Annotated in this window: 20 protein-coding genes and 2 tRNA genes; 17 read left to right on the forward strand and 5 right to left on the reverse strand. The window is 45.9% G+C overall.

Translation table 11 applies throughout. From position 1 onward, the window contains the following. The first annotated feature begins 13 nt into the window (after positions 1-13). The 4 genes from L0665_RS02700 to L0665_RS10835 all read left to right on the forward strand — a co-directional run bounded on the left by L0665_RS02700 (position 14) and on the right by L0665_RS10835 (position 1,595). Complete coding sequence (locus L0665_RS02700; protein ID WP_274924174.1) at positions 14-175, forward strand: hypothetical protein; 162 nt, start codon at positions 14-16, stop codon at positions 173-175. 117 nt (positions 176-292) lie between these two features. Continuing rightward, positions 293-364 (forward strand) — tRNA-Thr (locus L0665_RS02705). Positions 365-566: 202 nt separating this feature from the next. Beyond that, positions 567-638 (forward strand) — tRNA-Thr (locus tag L0665_RS02710). Positions 639-1,052: 414 nt separating this feature from the next. Then, the gene (locus L0665_RS10835) at positions 1,053-1,595 is read left to right on the forward strand and encodes an AN1-type zinc finger domain-containing protein (protein ID WP_420847041.1); all 543 of its coding nucleotides are present in this window, start codon (positions 1,053-1,055) and stop codon (positions 1,593-1,595) included. A 99-nt stretch (positions 1,596-1,694) separates the two neighbouring features. Here the strand turns inward: L0665_RS10835 and L0665_RS02715 are convergent, their stop codons facing one another. Together L0665_RS02715 and L0665_RS02720 are read right to left on the reverse strand one after the other, a co-directional pair. Next, positions 1,695-1,907 carry a hypothetical protein gene (locus L0665_RS02715; RefSeq protein WP_274924175.1) on the reverse strand — a complete coding sequence of 71 codons (213 nt, stop codon included), beginning with the start codon at positions 1,905-1,907 and terminating at the stop codon, positions 1,695-1,697. Between the two features lie 8 nt (positions 1,908-1,915). After that, positions 1,916-2,215 (reverse strand): hypothetical protein, encoded by a 300-nt coding sequence (locus tag L0665_RS02720; RefSeq protein WP_274924176.1) that lies wholly within the window; start codon positions 2,213-2,215, stop codon positions 1,916-1,918. Between the two features lie 191 nt (positions 2,216-2,406). Between L0665_RS02720 and L0665_RS02725 the strand changes: the two genes are divergently transcribed. Beyond that, on the forward strand, positions 2,407-2,709 hold the full coding sequence (locus L0665_RS02725; RefSeq protein ID WP_274924177.1) for a hypothetical protein: 303 nt from the start codon (positions 2,407-2,409) through the stop codon (positions 2,707-2,709). 17 nt (positions 2,710-2,726) lie between these two features. Here L0665_RS02725 and L0665_RS02730 read toward each other — a convergent pair whose 3' ends face one another. After that, positions 2,727-3,131, reverse strand: coding sequence for a HEAT repeat domain-containing protein (locus L0665_RS02730; protein WP_274924178.1), 405 nt, complete (start codon positions 3,129-3,131; stop codon positions 2,727-2,729). A 286-nt stretch (positions 3,132-3,417) separates the two neighbouring features. Between L0665_RS02730 and L0665_RS02735 the strand changes: the two genes are divergently transcribed. Further along, a complete protein-coding gene (locus L0665_RS02735) occupies positions 3,418-3,660 on the forward strand; it encodes a hypothetical protein (protein ID WP_274924179.1) in 243 nt (80 codons plus the stop codon). A 145-nt stretch (positions 3,661-3,805) separates the two neighbouring features. Beyond that, positions 3,806-4,660, forward strand: a complete 855-nt coding sequence (locus L0665_RS02740; RefSeq protein ID WP_274924180.1) for an alpha/beta fold hydrolase — start codon at positions 3,806-3,808, stop codon at positions 4,658-4,660. Between the two features lie 1,121 nt (positions 4,661-5,781). Here L0665_RS02740 and L0665_RS02745 read toward each other — a convergent pair. Then, on the reverse strand, positions 5,782-5,964 hold the full coding sequence (locus tag L0665_RS02745; protein ID WP_274924181.1) for a hypothetical protein: 183 nt from the start codon (positions 5,962-5,964) through the stop codon (positions 5,782-5,784). A 118-nt stretch (positions 5,965-6,082) separates the two neighbouring features. On the opposite strand from L0665_RS02745, the gene L0665_RS02750 reads away from it, so the two are divergent. From L0665_RS02750 to L0665_RS02765, 4 genes are all read left to right on the forward strand, one after another. Then, positions 6,083-6,682 carry a DUF8121 family protein gene (locus tag L0665_RS02750; RefSeq protein WP_274924182.1) on the forward strand — a complete coding sequence of 200 codons (600 nt, stop codon included), beginning with the start codon at positions 6,083-6,085 and terminating at the stop codon, positions 6,680-6,682. Then, positions 6,679-7,212, forward strand: coding sequence for a tetratricopeptide repeat protein (locus L0665_RS02755; RefSeq protein WP_274924183.1), 534 nt, complete (start codon positions 6,679-6,681; stop codon positions 7,210-7,212). Before L0665_RS02750 ends, L0665_RS02755 begins: the two co-directional genes overlap by 4 nt. Positions 7,213-7,361: 149 nt before the next feature. Next, positions 7,362-7,667 (forward strand): ArsR/SmtB family transcription factor, encoded by a 306-nt coding sequence (locus L0665_RS02760; RefSeq protein ID WP_274924184.1) that lies wholly within the window; start codon positions 7,362-7,364, stop codon positions 7,665-7,667. A gap of 5 nt (positions 7,668-7,672) precedes the next feature. Continuing rightward, positions 7,673-8,008 (forward strand): hypothetical protein, encoded by a 336-nt coding sequence (locus tag L0665_RS02765; RefSeq protein ID WP_274924185.1) that lies wholly within the window; start codon positions 7,673-7,675, stop codon positions 8,006-8,008. Between the two features lie 82 nt (positions 8,009-8,090). On the opposite strand, the gene L0665_RS02770 is transcribed toward L0665_RS02765, so the two are convergent. Then, positions 8,091-9,320, reverse strand: coding sequence for a YcaO-related McrA-glycine thioamidation protein (locus L0665_RS02770; protein WP_274924186.1), 1,230 nt, complete (start codon positions 9,318-9,320; stop codon positions 8,091-8,093). A 124-nt stretch (positions 9,321-9,444) separates the two neighbouring features. Between L0665_RS02770 and L0665_RS02775 the strand changes: the two genes are divergently transcribed. The 6 genes from L0665_RS02775 to L0665_RS02800 all read left to right on the forward strand — a co-directional run bounded on the left by L0665_RS02775 (position 9,445) and on the right by L0665_RS02800 (position 15,210). After that, positions 9,445-9,672 carry a heavy-metal-associated domain-containing protein gene (locus L0665_RS02775; protein ID WP_274924187.1) on the forward strand — a complete coding sequence of 76 codons (228 nt, stop codon included), beginning with the start codon at positions 9,445-9,447 and terminating at the stop codon, positions 9,670-9,672. A gap of 90 nt (positions 9,673-9,762) precedes the next feature. Further along, entirely contained in the window at positions 9,763-12,177 is a 2,415-nt protein-coding gene (locus L0665_RS02780) for a heavy metal translocating P-type ATPase (RefSeq protein WP_338036411.1), read from the forward strand. 125 nt (positions 12,178-12,302) lie between these two features. Further along, positions 12,303-12,887 (forward strand): carbonic anhydrase, encoded by a 585-nt coding sequence (locus L0665_RS02785; protein ID WP_274924188.1) that lies wholly within the window; start codon positions 12,303-12,305, stop codon positions 12,885-12,887. A 398-nt stretch (positions 12,888-13,285) separates the two neighbouring features. Then, positions 13,286-14,146 carry a formate/nitrite transporter family protein gene (locus L0665_RS02790; RefSeq protein ID WP_274924189.1) on the forward strand — a complete coding sequence of 287 codons (861 nt, stop codon included), beginning with the start codon at positions 13,286-13,288 and terminating at the stop codon, positions 14,144-14,146. 9 nt (positions 14,147-14,155) lie between these two features. After that, complete coding sequence (locus L0665_RS02795) at positions 14,156-14,656, forward strand: nucleotide-binding protein (RefSeq protein ID WP_274924190.1); 501 nt, start codon at positions 14,156-14,158, stop codon at positions 14,654-14,656. Between the two features lie 140 nt (positions 14,657-14,796). After that, positions 14,797-15,210, forward strand: a complete 414-nt coding sequence (locus L0665_RS02800) for a hypothetical protein (RefSeq protein ID WP_274924191.1) — start codon at positions 14,797-14,799, stop codon at positions 15,208-15,210. Positions 15,211-15,258 lie beyond the last annotated feature (48 nt).

The raw sequence follows: 15,258 nt of genomic DNA on the forward strand, positions 1-15,258 counted from the left end.
GGTGGAATAGCAGATGAAAGATCGGGCAGGGGAAGGTTGGATGGAATATCGGATGGTATGGCGGGTGGAAGATTGGGCAGGGGGCTGGGTGGTGGAAGCCAGGGTGGAATATCAAACGGTATGCCAGGGGGAATATCGGACAGGGGGCTGGCCGGAAGTGAGTGTGGTGAGATAGACAGGAGATGAGAGTAAACAGAAAACAGAAAATCTGTCACACACCATCGTCAACAGGTGTTTATTCGCGGGATCATACCGCCACATTCTTCTCCCCTGAGGTATGATAAGACAGAGCGCCTCAGTGGCTTAGTGGAATAGCGGTTGATTTGTAATCAGCAGGTCGGAGGTTCGACTCCTTCCTGAGGCTTGGTTTCTGTTTTTAAATCATTTTTAATCATTTTTAATCATTTTTTAGTGACCAGAGGATACTGTGGTGACAAAGATGAAGAATAAAAATATGGGGCGAATCCAGCAGATATTGAACAGTCCAGGCAGATGGTGCAAACATATGAAAATGTGCAGGATCATATCGCCACATTTTTTACCCCTTAGATCCAATTAGGTAGAGCGCCTCAGTGGCTTAGTGGTATAGCGGCTGATTTGTAATCAGCAGGTCGGGGGTTCAACTCCCTCCTGAGGCTTATTTTGGGACATTAAAACGTCCTTTTTTTGATTTTATCTTATTTTTGGATTTATTCAAGTTTATAATTAATTCAAGATCACATAAAAAAGAATCCTGTGTAAGGGAAAACGATCCCTTTCCCTAATCCTAAGTGTGACGAAGGGGACATGCCCAGGTCATATATCAAACCGGTTTGCGAGGATGGGAAACAACGATTTCATGCAATCGGCTGGTGGTGTCCCTTTTGTGGTTGGTTTCAGAATGAGTGATTTAAATCAACACAGATATTTGCTAAAGTCAGAATCGTTTCGAATATTATCACAATTGCAATGATAAAATCACAATATATTCTTTTCGGCGTATTTAAATAATATAAAACTACAATTTCAAAATTGTGACAAAACCTACTATTTCAAAGGAAGGTAAATGTGAGGTGTGCGGAAGAGATGATTGGTCTATACGCCCTTGCAGGTATTGTGGAAAAATTGTTTGTACCGAACACCGATTGCCTGAAAACCATTGTTGCACCGGCAATTACAACCACAATATGAATTTTCCAGATCCAATTGGTAATTTCGAAATTGTGACAGAACCTACTATTTTAAAGAAAGTTAAATGCGAGGTGTGCGGAAGAGATGATTGGTCTATACGCCCTTGCAGGTATTGTGGGAAAATTGTTTGTACCGAACACCGATTGCCTGAAAACCATTGTTGCACCGGCAATTACAACCACAACATGAATTCTCCAGATCCTATTCCAATATTCAGTGAAAGACAGTCTGAAAACCATTGTTTCACCAGCAATTGCAACCACAATACAAATTCTTCAGATCCGATTCCAATATTATGTGAAGGAAAGTCTGAACACAATAAAAGCAGGAACACAGATTCGCCTTCATCAATTAAAACGCAGAAAAAAAGCCCCAATATAATTGGTAATTTCAATAAATGGTTCAGGAAAATATTTTCCAGATAGTCCAAGAGAAATTCACGCGATTGGATGGTGTCCTTTATGTGGGTGGTTCCACAATGACTGATTCCACAATACGAGTTTATGAATATTGTCTACAATTATTTATTCTATTTCTGATATCCTGCCGGTTGCAACCAGGAACAGGATCCTTGCCTGGATGAGGAACGCCCCTGCAGCTGCAGCAATCATTGTCCAGTATGCAACCATGAAGAGCGTGGTGGATAGTCCGGAAACAAGGAAGATTATTACTCCAAAAATGAAGAAGCGGAAGCCCCATTCTGCAGGGTAGAGGAGAGTGGGCCAGTCGTAAGTCATGATGTTTCTCATATAGTGTCGTTCTTGAAATCCTTAATGAGGCCAATTTCATATTTTAACGGATTTTCAAGTGCATTACGATCTTTGTCTTCAAAAACATCAATAGAAACGGTCCCATCAGAATGAGAATATATATTATGTGGATACGGTAATTCAAAACTTAATGAAAATAAGCAATATTTTTCCAATTTTGCTTTGTCACCCATTTTTGCAAGATTATTTAAAATATCTTCAAGATTCTCAATTTCATTTACACTAGGATTTAATAATAATGTATAGTCGTTGATATTTCGTTCGTTCGAATGCATATAGTATTTTTATTGATTTTGCACAAATTAATTATTCGCCCTTTTTATCCACCGTAAGCTGCCCCTTATACCAGATCCAGCCAGGGTCCCGGCCATCTCCGCAGAAAGGAAGATGGATAACACTGTATGAGAAGTTCCAGTCCGGGAACACAATATAACAGCAGTCCGTTGGAGTCTTGCTCCAGAGGAGATTGAAATTTCTCAGCTTCCTGCCTTCGGAGAACTCTGCCCCTCTTCCGAATCATTATCCAGTCAAAGGCATCCCGGGCAGCCACGTTAATTGCACGCCACGACTGGCAGGCAACCACGAACCGGACACCCAGGGACCATATGGTCCACAGGCTGTCTATTATGACATCCATCCCGGCCCGTTAGTGTTCCTGATTTTTAGCGAGATGCTTTCCGGGCATCAGGAACTGAAACTTATCAATGAAGTTATCAATGAAGATGTCCGGGAGTACTGCAATTCGTCAAATATTCAGTTCACAATCTAAAAAATGGTGAACCGCACTCAATAATTATCCTGCGGTTTCATCATAACCGTGTCCTCAACCTCAGGCACCAGAAGCCAGAGGGCTTTCACCACCTTCTTTCGTATCACCGGATCATCCGTGTCAAGCATCGGGTCAAGCTTTGCAATCACCCCATCACCGATGAGAGCCTCCCCCTCGCCGGTGGCAGCGACGGCGATGATGATATCAAGAGCCGCACCACGGATGTGGGGATTCGGGTCATCAAGGAGGTCTGCAATCACTTCGATGCCATTCTGCCGAATGAGCTCGTTTGCCCGCCAGTCCTCGTCTTCCGTGCTTATCGCAAGTGCCTCCACAGCAGCTTCCCTCACGTCTTCTTCCGGATGAACAAGGCGACTGAGAAGATCCTCAGTCAGCTCTCTTCGTATCTGCATATCTTCCATACCTGTTTTCCCACCTTCAGCCCGCCTCCCTTCAGAACCCACCTGGTGACGGATGGTGATACTCAACCGCCATATGGTAAAAATGTTCGGGCATCATCCACCTCGTCATTCACCAGATCATACGTTTTCATACCGCAGCAGAAACAGGTCTGGAATTACAACATCCCGATATCAGGGCATTCACCGTACAGAATTATATAACCACATCACATCACATCATACCACACCATACCACACTGAATCCTGAAAAGGGGGAAGAAAGGAATCCCATTACCGGTACAGACAGATGAACAGTCATAAGGACCAAAAAGCATGGTTGCTAACGATTCTGGCCATCATTTTACTGTTTATACTCGGGGACCTAATCGCTCATGTATCCTTTGCTTCACCGGCTGATGATTATTCATTTATTTCTCATGGATACGCCCGCACCATCTCTATGATTCTGGATGGCATCATGCCGACAATCATTCTCTCCGGCGCCATAATCGCCGGGATTGTATTTGTCTGGAGAAAAGACACAGCATAACATTCACACAACGATACCAAAAAATTGGACATATGCACTGCACACCCCTCAAAACCCGGCAAACGGAGTTCCAATCATTGATGAAACCGAAAAAGCACAGACAGTATCCATAATATACCCAAACGGATAAGAGAAGGACAATCCTATGAAAAAAACTGCACTAACAGCACTGACCCTTCTCCTTGCACTCTGCATCCTCTTTGCATGCGGCTGCACGGCACCGGTCACAACGGAACCAACCGCATTACCCACAGAAACGGTTATCCAGCCTGTCTCCTTTGATGATGCGCCGGTTCAGTACAGCGATGTAAACGGTATTACCCTCGCATACCGTGAATTCGGCACCGAAAACACCGAACCCCTCCTCATGATCATCGGATTCGGCAGTACAATGGAACACTGGAATACCACCTTTGTGGGCATCCTTGCAGAGAACTACCACATCTATGCCTATGACCACCGCGACATGGGAGAAAGTAGTGAGAGTGACACACAGTTTACGATTCCCCAGCTTGCAGACGATGCAGCAGGACTTATCACCGCACTCGGGTATGAGAGCATGAACACCTATAGTGTTTCCATGGGATCGTCAGTAACTCAGGAGCTTCTTATCGCCCATCCCGAAAAAGTTCGAAAAGCTATTCTTTCATCTGCCTCATACAGTGCGAGCATTCCGGAAACAGAGAAACTGCACGGCCTTCTTGAAGAATCTGCAGAAAATACGGATGTCCCTGAAGGAGTGCGCAAAGAAGCGGTTGCAAACCTCGAATGGGAGGGTGCCTATGACGGCCTCTCAGGCATCACAAACAATGTCATGCTCATCACCGGCACCGCAGATGATATCACCCCCCAGTCAGTGGCAGTCGATATTGCCGGACAGATCAACGGCTCATGGCTTGTCCGGTTCAAAGGCATTCCCCATGCAGGTTCATCCTATGCACCGGTGGAATACGGAACCATTGTGACTACATTTTTGGAGATGGATGAATCTCCTGCGTAACTTTTTTTCCAGAAATAGTAGGCATTTGATATTTCAGCAATGATTGACACCATTCAGGATCTGGAGAAATGTTGTCAAAATAAAAAATACCGAAAATGAACAGACGGCAATCAGGCCAGTTCGATTCTGCTCTCTCTTTCATCCCATAGACACTCCCCGTAAAAGACCTGTGCACATGCCGGGCAATCCCCTCCTAAATTAGATCCTATTCCCCACCCTCTATAACCCCTTGTTTTGGGGAATTGAGAGCCAAAATGGACGTATTTTCCGACCTATTTTTCTGTCGGAAAAATACGACCACAATGCCATTTATTTGCTGAAAATCGGACAAATCACGGATTATTGAGCCGTCACAATTGGCAGGCATTTTGGGAGGACGTATAGGTTGCCTTTACTGAGATCGGTCCACACAGACCTTCTGTGTGGACACGTTTTCCCACCCTTTTTGACCCTTTCTTTTGGACAATTGAAGGGCTAAATGGGCGTATTTTTTGAGTTGTTTTTCTGCGGGGAAAATACGGATGCAATGCCATTTATTTGCTGAAAATACGACAAATTGCGGACTACTGAGCCGTCACTATTGGCAGGTATTTTGGGAGGATGAATAGGCTATCTTAACTGAGATCGGTCTACACAGGCCTTCTGTATGGACACGTTTTCCCACCCTTTTTGACCCCTTGTTTTGGGAAATTGGGGGGCTAAATGGACGTATTTTTTGAGTTATTTTTCTGTCGAAAAAATACGGCTGCAATGCCATTTATTTGCTGAAAATACGACAAATTGCGGACTACTGAGCGGTTGCTATTGGTGAATATTTTAGGAGGACGTATAGGCTGTCTTGAATGAAAACAGCCCACACAGGCCTTCTGTGTGGACACATTTTTCCACCCATTTTTACTAATTTGATTGACAATTTGGAAATGAAATGGACATTTTTTGCTCTTTTTTACCATCGTAAAAATCACCGCGGCAGATCTGCCTCACTAAATGCTCGCAATCAGATACCCGCCGTCCGCTGTTGCAATCACATCATAATGCATGCCATATTCTCCTTCAAACCTGATGTCTGCCAAAATCCGTTTTAAATCATCATTATATCTGTGAAGAGTCAGTTTGCCACCCTAAAAGGCAAACGAATCCACAGAACCATCAGAATACAGCAGGGCATCTTCAAAGCGTTCATGGCCCCCGGTTGATTTCTCAGAGAGAAGAGCACCGGTTTCTCCATCAAACTTTCGCAGCGTATACACGACAGACGTGTGATCCTCAAAGATACCGGATTTGGCCTTCTCTTCTGTTGTCAAAAGGAACATATTCCCGTCAATCCCTGCATGAGAAATCAGGGCATATAATTTTCCAGATAATCACAATCAATTAACTACAGGGATCTGATTTAAATCAACGCGGATAAAATAAAACATAATGGATGATAAGACAAAACAGATACTGGGGGTGCTTTTCATATGCGCAGCGTTCATCCTTTTTATCGCGTTTGCCGCAACAACCGGTTTGTCCCGGACAACGCTGAATGATTCCTGGGAAGAGACACAGGATAATGAGAAACACGTCACCTTTTCTCACAAGGGTGAAGATATTGTGACGCTCTCGGTGCGTGCAACGCCCGGCGCCTACTCTGACAACAGCACCATACCCCTGATGGTCGTCGTGACTCACCCAAAAAATACGAAAATTGACCGCCTGAAAATAAGCATCCACCCACCACAAACTTCAGCATTCTCATATGGTGACATCTATCTGAAAACACCGGAATGGAATCCCTATCCCATGATATCCTTCCATACCAATACTGAATCCGGAAAAAGTGTCAGTGTTCTGGACATTCCTGACATGGGAGTGCAGGGAAAAGGAACAGTCCGGTTTGATTTCCTGATGCACCCGTTCCGGGAAGCAGAGAACCCGGAGACACTTATAGTCTATATCAGCGCAGAATTGTCAGGAAGCCGGGAATTCTGGAATACCTATGTCGTGAATTATCCCGTTGGAGTTGAATTTATCAGATGATCAAAAAAGCCATACACCACACCCGCTCAGATCAAAAACAGACCAACCGCATCTCTATAGCAGCCATTGCAGCGTTATTGATCATGTCATTTGTGCTCTCATCCGGGTGCATTACGAAAGGAGACACTTCGCCTGGCGGGACAAAGGTCACAGTCGTTTCTTTCGCCGTCGACAATAGCAGCATATCAGCATCCGACCCGGAGGCAGAGCGTCTGTTCATTGACGGCCTGACATATAACGCCCAAAACGGCCGGTTCGAAGAAGCAATCGCATGTTTCGATGAAGCAATCGCAATAGATCCTGACTTCGCGGAGGCATGGTTTGGAAAGGGCATCAGCAACTACAACCTCCAGCGCTATGATGAAGCACTGACATCTTTTGACGAGGCAATTGCGATAAATCCAGACTTCAAAGACGCATGGTATTTCAAAGGGACAACACTGACTGACATGGGCAGAGATGATGAAGCAGCATACTATTTTGAACAGGCAGAAAGGTGCAATACCGAACACTCGTTACCAGAAAAATAATCCCATCATTCATTCTTTTTTGGAAAATGACTGCTTTCAGAGAATTCAAAGAGCGATTACACCGCTGTACCGTATAACCCTCATCTGCCGGATAACGAGAAAGAGAAAGAGCAAAAAGTATTTGATGGTGTAATGAATATTAAACACCATTGAATGGACTTCCTCGTACCCTACCGGAAATCGCAGGAATTCTTGGATTCCTTGGCAATGAACAGCGACTGCACATACTTGCGGCAATCTCCCATAAAGAGAAGTTTGCAAGGGAAATATCAGAAGAACTCACCATCTCACGGCCTCTCGTTGTTATCTACCTGAAACAGCTGGAAAAACATGGACTCGTGAAAGGCACTGACCAGAGATGCGACGAACCACCATATCACCGACGGTATTACCGGGCACAACCATTCAAATTTACCCTAACCCTGGAGACATTATCACAGGCAGAGCAGGAGTGAAAAAAATGGAAACCAAACGAATTGAATCATACTATAAGCCAGCATTGGTCGCTGTATTTATCCTCGCCATTGTGGGAATTCTCGGGACATTCTTTGCCATTGATATCACCCCGCTATTTGGCTCAGTATATATCATACTGCAGTTTGCAATCCTCTCACTGGTCATATATATCATCATCAAAGCAAAGGAATGGGTTGAAAAATACCTGAACGCCATCACGGAAAAACCAAACGAGATCGCAGACCTCAGGGAGACGGTCACTCAGATGCGGATATCCATTGATGCAATCGGGAAAAAGGTTGACAATATTGAAAAAATTCTTGAAAATGTTCCGGAATAGGGATGTTTTGTCATCCCGATTCCCAAAAATAATTCCCCGCAGCAGATGAGATTCCATCTGACGGAAAAAACAGGCGACCTGATCACCGGGCAGGTTTCTCCAAATTCCAGACGCCCGGTTTATACCCATTTTTGGCAGCGTCCCGACAGCGCTTCCCAATTCTGCCCGGATCCATCGTAAGCACCTCAAGACCGGGCACAATAACCCGGACCACCGGCACACCAATATCCTCACGGGTGATATCCACCACAATACAGCGGTCAAGGCCCGCCCTCTTCAGTTCATCAAGGACATATTCGATATCCGTGAGAAAATCATCACTCCGGAAGGCACCGATATCCCCATAGACAGACTCCGCATCCTCTGCAAACCACATTTTGTTCATCCGTTTGGTGCGATCATATCCCATCACCCGCCGCATATCCGCCCCGTTTGGCTTTGTGCCATCGATAAAAAGCTGGGTGGCACGACTCTGTGCAACCTCGGTCAGGGCACGGAGCACCGCAATCTCCGGACAGACATGGGTACCTGCTCCCGTACACAGCAGAGTAGGATCCTTCAGTTTTACATCATCACAGATGGCCACAATCGTCGGCAGGCGGATGTCACTTGTGATATCACGGACAAGCACCTCAACACCCTCTTCACGGAATGATTCAATGACCTTTAAACAGCGTTCATCGGTGATATCCCCGACAACCGGCCCGCCATTCCGTGTAATCTCCGCAAGCGACCATGCATCCCGCTCAATGAGCTCGGCAAGTGCATGAAAGATTGCCTCTTCAAGGGTGTTTCCGGACGCAATCCCGTTTGTATGCGTCCGCATGAGATTCCCGTGTGACGGATCAAGGGGGTGGAATACCGCATGGGCAGGCACAAGCACGGGTTCATCCCGGATAATATCATAGGCCCATACCCACGGAATAGTGCCATTCGGATCCACATTATTCGGCAGAATCAGATCCTCCGGGCAGAGAACTGTATGCTCACCTGACAGTTCACTAAAGGTTCCCACGATCATATCACTGCCATCAGGTTCAGCTGAATACCGTTCAATCGCTTCCATAATGGCAGATACGCGTGCGGCAACGGGAGTTGCCCCTTTGCCGTTGTGTACGAACTCTTTCCCGTTTATTCCCGGGCGCGTACAGGTAAAGACCGGAATCCCCAGCCGGTCAACATCAGTGATGTCATTTACCTGGGTTACACCTGTCAGAGGCACCAGTGGATCAACACGTTCAAGCGTTGCTTCCGGTGAAACCGTCCGGTGCGTCTCCACAGAGTAACCTTTGACACAGGATGATAATTTCATGAATAGAAAATATTGGACAGGGCCGGATATACACTTTTCTTTCAGAATTCACCCCGCGAGATTACCGGATGAGACCATACCTATTTATTCCCAAAAATACTCTCATCGCTCATTGGGATAGACCATGACAGAACAAAAGCAGAATACCATTATCCGCCTCCCTGTTACCGGAATGATGTGCGATGGCTGTGTCGCAGCAGTAAAAGCCGCCCTTGAATCTGTTCCGGGGGTAAAAAATGCAGATGTCAGCCTCGAAAAGAAAGAGGCCGCCGTCACCTATGATCCGGCACAGGCAACAACGGACGAAATGAAAACGGCAGTTGAAAACGCCGGATACGGCATAAAAATATAAACACCGGTTAAAACAGGCAATCACTATTCAGGGGGGATATCCATCAGCATAAAAGAACCAGATACCGAAGGGGCAACCACAGTTATCCGGGTGACCGGCATGCACTGTGCGACATGTGTTGCTACGGTTGAAAAAGCACTCCGTGCTGTGAACGGAGTATACGAAGTTTCCGTCAGTCTTGCCACCGAAAAGGCCGTTGTACGATATAACCCGGAGACGTGCACCGTCCGGAATCTGGAAGCGGCTGTCACCGGTGCCGGATATGGCGTCCTCCGGGAAACCCTGCAGATTCGTCTCGGCGGCATTCACTGCGCCACCTGTGTCGCAACCGTTGAAAAAGCGCTCATGTCCCTTGACGGCGTCTTCTCCGCAGAGGTAAATCTTACAACCAACCGGGCAGTTGTCGGCTATGATCCGGATACGGTTGAGATAGCACAGATGATAGAGGTCATTGTCGGTGCCGGGTATGAATATCGTGGATTTGTCGGGGATGAAGAGGGAAGTCAGGAAGAGATACAGCGGTCCCGCGAGATACGAAATCTCCGCAACCGTACGCTCATCGGATTTGCCGTATCAGCATTCCTGATGGTTTTCATGTTCTCCGGGATTATGCTGCCCATTCCGATGACATATTTCATGTTCATCGTCTCAACACCCTTTTTCATCTATCTTGCATACCCCATATTCCGGGCGGCATGGGGAGCACTGAAAAACTCCTCACTGACGATGGATGTGATGTATGCGATGGGTATCGGTGTCGCCTACGGGTCTAGTGTCCTTGGCACATTCGGCATCATCCTCACAAGTGATTTTCTCTTTTATGAAACCGCCGTCATGCTCTCGGCATTTCTCACTCTGGGCAGGTATCTCGAGGCACGGGCAAAAGTGAGGACAAACGATGCCATCAAAAAACTGGTCGAACTTCAGGCAAAAACCGCCATCGTCCTCAGGGGAAAAGAAGAAGTCGAGGTTCCGGTGGAAGAACTCACGATTGGCGATATTATCCTTGTCAGGCCGGGGGGAAAAATACCCGTTGACGGGGAGATTCTCTCCGGGGAATCATATATCGATGAATCGATGATCAGCGGCGAACCGGTGCCGGTGTATAAAGAAAAGGGTGCAACCGTAACCGGCGGCACGATTAACACCACCGGTGCCATCACATTTGCCACCACCCATGTCGGAAAAGAGACCTATCTCGCACAGATAATCAAACTTGTGGAGACCGCACAGGCCACAAAACCCTCCGTCCAGAAATATGCGGATACTGCGGTCACCTGGTTTATCCCGACGGTCCTCACCATAGCCATCACAGCCGCCCTTGTCTGGTACTTCGCACTGGGAGCAACCAGTCTTTTTTCCATCACTGTCCTGATCTCCATTCTTGTCATTGCGTGCCCATGTGCCCTTGGTCTTGCCACACCGACTGCGATCACCGTTGGTGTCGGAAGAGGCGCTGAACTGGGGATTCTCATCAAAAACAGTGAAGTTCTCGAGGTGTCGCAAAAAATCACCACCGTCATATTTGACAAGACCGGCACCCTCACACGGGGAATCCCCGTGGTAACAGAAACGGTCCTTTTCAAAAAGAGTGAAGAGGAGTTTCTGGAAATTGCATCCGGTGTTGAAGCACGGTCAGAACATCCCCTCGCAGCAGCCGTTGTTTCATATGCAAAAGAAAAAGGAATCGTGCCAAAAGAATGCACTGAATTTGAGGCAGTGAGTGGCAGAGGAGTAAAAGCAGAGGCAGGGGGAGTCCCTGTTCTTATTGGCAACATGGCATTTCTTTCACAACAGGGAATCGGGCTGATACCTCCGGTTATTGATGCGTTTGAAGCAATTCAGAACCGCGGAGAAACAGCTGTCGGAGTCGCGGCCGGTGGGGCTATTGCAGGCATAATCGGCATATCAGACAGTGTCAGGGATACATCTGCGGCAGCTACTGAAGAACTTCACAAAATGGGCCTTACTGTCGGCATGATAACAGGGGACAATGAACGAACTGCAGCAGCGGTGACAGAGCAGCTGGGGATTGACTTTATGGAAGCAGAAGTGCTGCCAGATAAGAAATCAGGGATAATCCAGACGATGCAGGGCGAAGGAAAAATGATTGCATTTGTGGGTGACGGCATCAATGACGCACCCGCGCTAGCGGCAGCAGACATCGGCATCGCTATCGGAAGTGGCACCGACATCGCAATTGAGAGTGGTGATATCGTCCTCGTCCAGAGCAGTCCTCTTGATGTGGCAGCAGCCATACAGCTGGGACGAAAAGTTATGGGAAGAATACAATTGAACCTTTTTTGGGCATTTGCCTATAATGCAGCCTTAATTCCGGTTGCTGCAGGCATCCTCTATCCCCTGTATGGCATAACCTTCCGTCCCGAATTTGCAGGGCTTGCGATGGCACTCAGTTCGGTGACGGTCATCTCACTCTCCCTTCTTCTTAAAGGATATACCCCTCCTGCAACAGTTAAGAAAGCAAATCAACAAAAAACCCAATAAAGGCTTTTTTTCCAATATCAGGCCCATATACTCAACCAAACAGAAACAATCCCCCTCAAAAAGAAAACCATAATGCTGAAATAACCCTGCCGGACAACTACAAATTATCGCAGAGGTGTGATAACGTGGTTGAGAGATTTATTGAAGGGAACCGTGCGTTTATTGAAAACGATTTCCGCAAAGACAATGAGCACTATCAGAAACTGGCAACCAGCCAGAGTCCGGAATCCCTCTGGATTGCATGTTCTGATTCACGGGTAAACCCCGAGCGCATTGTCAATGCAAAGATGGGTGACATCTTTGTGCACCGTAACATCGGCAATATTGTTGCAAAGGACGATCCAAACCTTGGATGTGTCCTTGAATATGCAGTTGGCCACTTAAAGGTGAAATATATCATCATATGTGGTCATTCCGACTGCGGTGCCATGAAAGCCCTTGATGCTGACATGTCAGAGGAGGAATATATCCCCGTGTGGCTGGAAAATGCACAGGAAGTAAAAGAGACTATCGAAGAAGAACACGGGACTCCTGCAGAGTGTGCTAACCTTGCTGCCCGGAAAAAAGGAATTGAGATGGAAAACATCAAGGTTCAGCTGGAAAACCTCAGGTCATATTCACCGGTAAAATGTGCAGAAGATGAAGGCAGAGTTCAGCTCCATGGCCTTTTCTATGATCTTGGAACCGGAAAGCTGGAACAGATTGTCTGATTTCCGGTTATTGTATGCAGAAATCGTAAATTGCAGAAATGACATATTTCTCTTTTTTTTTTGTTAAAGTTCGATTTTGCCCTTAATATTAAAACTGACTATAATTATTTGCTATTTTTCATTAATGTGTGGGCATCATCCTTCCATTTACCATAATTATATGATAAATCCGCGTGAGGTTTCTCATTAGTAAAACAAATATACTTTATTTGGCTTATTGTTAACACGCCAACATTTACATCATTCTTGGACATTAGAGAGAGATTAGCAAAATCCTCTCTGTTTCAATGGGAATTTATCGAAAGTTATTAATATACTCATACAGACGTTAAATCACCTATAAATTATAGGTAGTTGTGTGTTATTTGGTAATTCAAGCCAAATGAGGTGAAAAAAAAATGGTATTCCATCCCCCAGCAGCAATCATCTCCAAAGTTGGAGATGCAGGTAAAGGCAAATGTGCCCTTCCGGCATGGAACATGCTCCTCCGTGGTTTCATGGCAGGCGCATACATCGCAATGGGAGCAGCTCTTGCAACCGTTTGTGTAACAGGCACTGCAGCATTCCTCGGAGCAGGTGTCGCAAAATTAGTTCTCGGTTCAGTGTTCCCCGTTGGACTTATTATCATTGTGATGACCGGTGCAGAACTCTTCACTGGTGACGCAATGTTTGCCCCAATGGCTGCTTTTAAGCACAAAGTCAGTTGGGCAGCAGTCCTGAATCTATGGGTATGGGTATACGTCGGTAACCTGATTGGTTCACTTGTATTCGCATATCTGATGTCCGCAGGTCCCCTCGTCTCGATCTCCGGAAGCACTGCAACCGCAACAGCATTCGGCCTTACCGCAGTAAACATTGCAGCAGGAAAGACCAGCTACATCGGTGGACTTGCACTCTGGTCCGCATTCTGTAAAGCTATCTGTTGTAACTGGCTCGTTAACCTTGCAATTCTGCTCGGTATTTGTGCAGATGATGCAATCGGTAAGATTGTCGGTATCTGGTTCCCGATCATGGCTTTCGTTTCCTCCGGATTCGAGCACTGTGTCGCAAACATGTACTTCATCCCTGCAGGTATCCTTACTATGCCTTCCCTGACAGCTGACCAGATCGCAGCAGTCGGTCCAAAGCTGGCAAACCTGAACTGGGTCACCATGTGGACAAACAACATCATCATCGTCACTCTCGGCAACATCGTCGGTGGTATGATCTTTGTTGCTCTTATCTACTGGGTCTCATTCAAGAAAGACATTCAGGCATAATTCTAAACAATGAAAATTAAAGGAACAACGGTAAGGGTTTCAATCATTCAGGTTGGACTCGTAATAGCCCTTACCCTTATTTTACTCGCATACATCTTCCTCTCAGGAGATTATGGGACTCTTCTCTGGGCAGTTCCGGTTCTTATAATGCTTCTTGTCATTCCAACAGCACTGAACTACATGAGTCAGAGTCAGTATGATGACCTTATTCCCTATTACGAAGAAGAAGCAGAGTCAGTCAGGATGGCCAACATTCACCCAAATGACATCGGTAAGCTTGTCAGGGTTGAAGGCGTTGTTGAACGTGTACTCTTTAAGTCACTGAACCGTCCTCAGTATCAAATCGCTGATAAAAGTGGTGTAATGTCTGTGAAGATGTTCACGACACCAAAAGAGGACGTAAAGAAAGATGACATTGTTGTTGTTCTTGGCCAGGTCATCAAACGATATGTTGTCGTTGGTGATCCAGTGATTAATGCTGTTCTCATTCGCAAGAAGAGTAACAAGTAAACCCAAACCCGGTTAAGGAACAATTTTCTCACATTTTACTTACCAGAGACAAACGAATGTCTGGTAAAACGTAAACCCACTCTTCTTAATACCGAAACGACATATTTCTTCTAAGGAAAAATCATATCGGAGATTACTATATGACAGACAAGACTTCATCATTACCGGAGCTGCCCAAATATGCGTGGGTATCTGTTCCCATCATTGCCTTCGCAGGAATTGCCATTAGTATGCTTTCTATTTGGACAGCTAATCCTGGCGTTACCTTTATAGAAATTATCACTGACATAGTACCAAAGGAATCATTCCTGACTTTTGCCGGAATATGGGGATGTATAATCAGTTCTTTTATCCTCTGCGGCATTGCCTATCTGAAACCTAAAAAAGATCTGGTATCTCTTTTAGTGCCAATCTTTGCAATTATTATCTTCAATCCGTGGAGTGAATTTACTACAGGACCAATCATGCAGATTCTCTTTGCAATTACAATCACGGTTATTGCCGTTCGTCTTGAGAAAAAATACAGCGACAAATTACATTTTTCCAACGAATAATATACCTTTTTTTGGCGACATGGCGCAACATCAGATTAAATACCCATT

Source organism: Methanogenium marinum (genome assembly GCF_028912405.1).
GTDB classification, from domain to species: domain Archaea; phylum Halobacteriota; class Methanomicrobia; order Methanomicrobiales; family Methanomicrobiaceae; genus Methanogenium; species Methanogenium marinum.

Bases quoted from the DNA above. Each gene is read 5' to 3' on its own strand.
- L0665_RS02700 (WP_274924174.1), top strand. From the start codon at position 14: ATGAAAGATCGGGCAGGGGAAGGTTGGATGGAATATCGGATGGTATGG.
- L0665_RS02715 (WP_274924175.1), bottom strand. From the start codon at position 1,907: ATGACTTACGACTGGCCCACTCTCCTCTACCCTGCAGAATGGGGCTTC.
- L0665_RS02720 (WP_274924176.1), bottom strand. From the start codon at position 2,215: ATGCATTCGAACGAACGAAATATCAACGACTATACATTATTATTAAAT.
- L0665_RS02730 (WP_274924178.1), bottom strand. From the start codon at position 3,131: ATGGAAGATATGCAGATACGAAGAGAGCTGACTGAGGATCTTCTCAGT.
- L0665_RS02735 (WP_274924179.1), top strand. From the start codon at position 3,418: ATGAACAGTCATAAGGACCAAAAAGCATGGTTGCTAACGATTCTGGCC.
- L0665_RS02740 (WP_274924180.1), top strand. From the start codon at position 3,806: ATGAAAAAAACTGCACTAACAGCACTGACCCTTCTCCTTGCACTCTGC.
- L0665_RS02750 (WP_274924182.1), top strand. From the start codon at position 6,083: ATGGATGATAAGACAAAACAGATACTGGGGGTGCTTTTCATATGCGCA.
- L0665_RS02755 (WP_274924183.1), top strand. From the start codon at position 6,679: ATGATCAAAAAAGCCATACACCACACCCGCTCAGATCAAAAACAGACC.
- L0665_RS02765 (WP_274924185.1), top strand. From the start codon at position 7,673: ATGGAAACCAAACGAATTGAATCATACTATAAGCCAGCATTGGTCGCT.
- L0665_RS02770 (WP_274924186.1), bottom strand. From the start codon at position 9,320: ATGAAATTATCATCCTGTGTCAAAGGTTACTCTGTGGAGACGCACCGG.
- L0665_RS02775 (WP_274924187.1), top strand. From the start codon at position 9,445: ATGACAGAACAAAAGCAGAATACCATTATCCGCCTCCCTGTTACCGGA.
- L0665_RS02790 (WP_274924189.1), top strand. From the start codon at position 13,286: ATGGTATTCCATCCCCCAGCAGCAATCATCTCCAAAGTTGGAGATGCA.
- L0665_RS02795 (WP_274924190.1), top strand. From the start codon at position 14,156: ATGAAAATTAAAGGAACAACGGTAAGGGTTTCAATCATTCAGGTTGGA.
- L0665_RS02800 (WP_274924191.1), top strand. From the start codon at position 14,797: ATGACAGACAAGACTTCATCATTACCGGAGCTGCCCAAATATGCGTGG.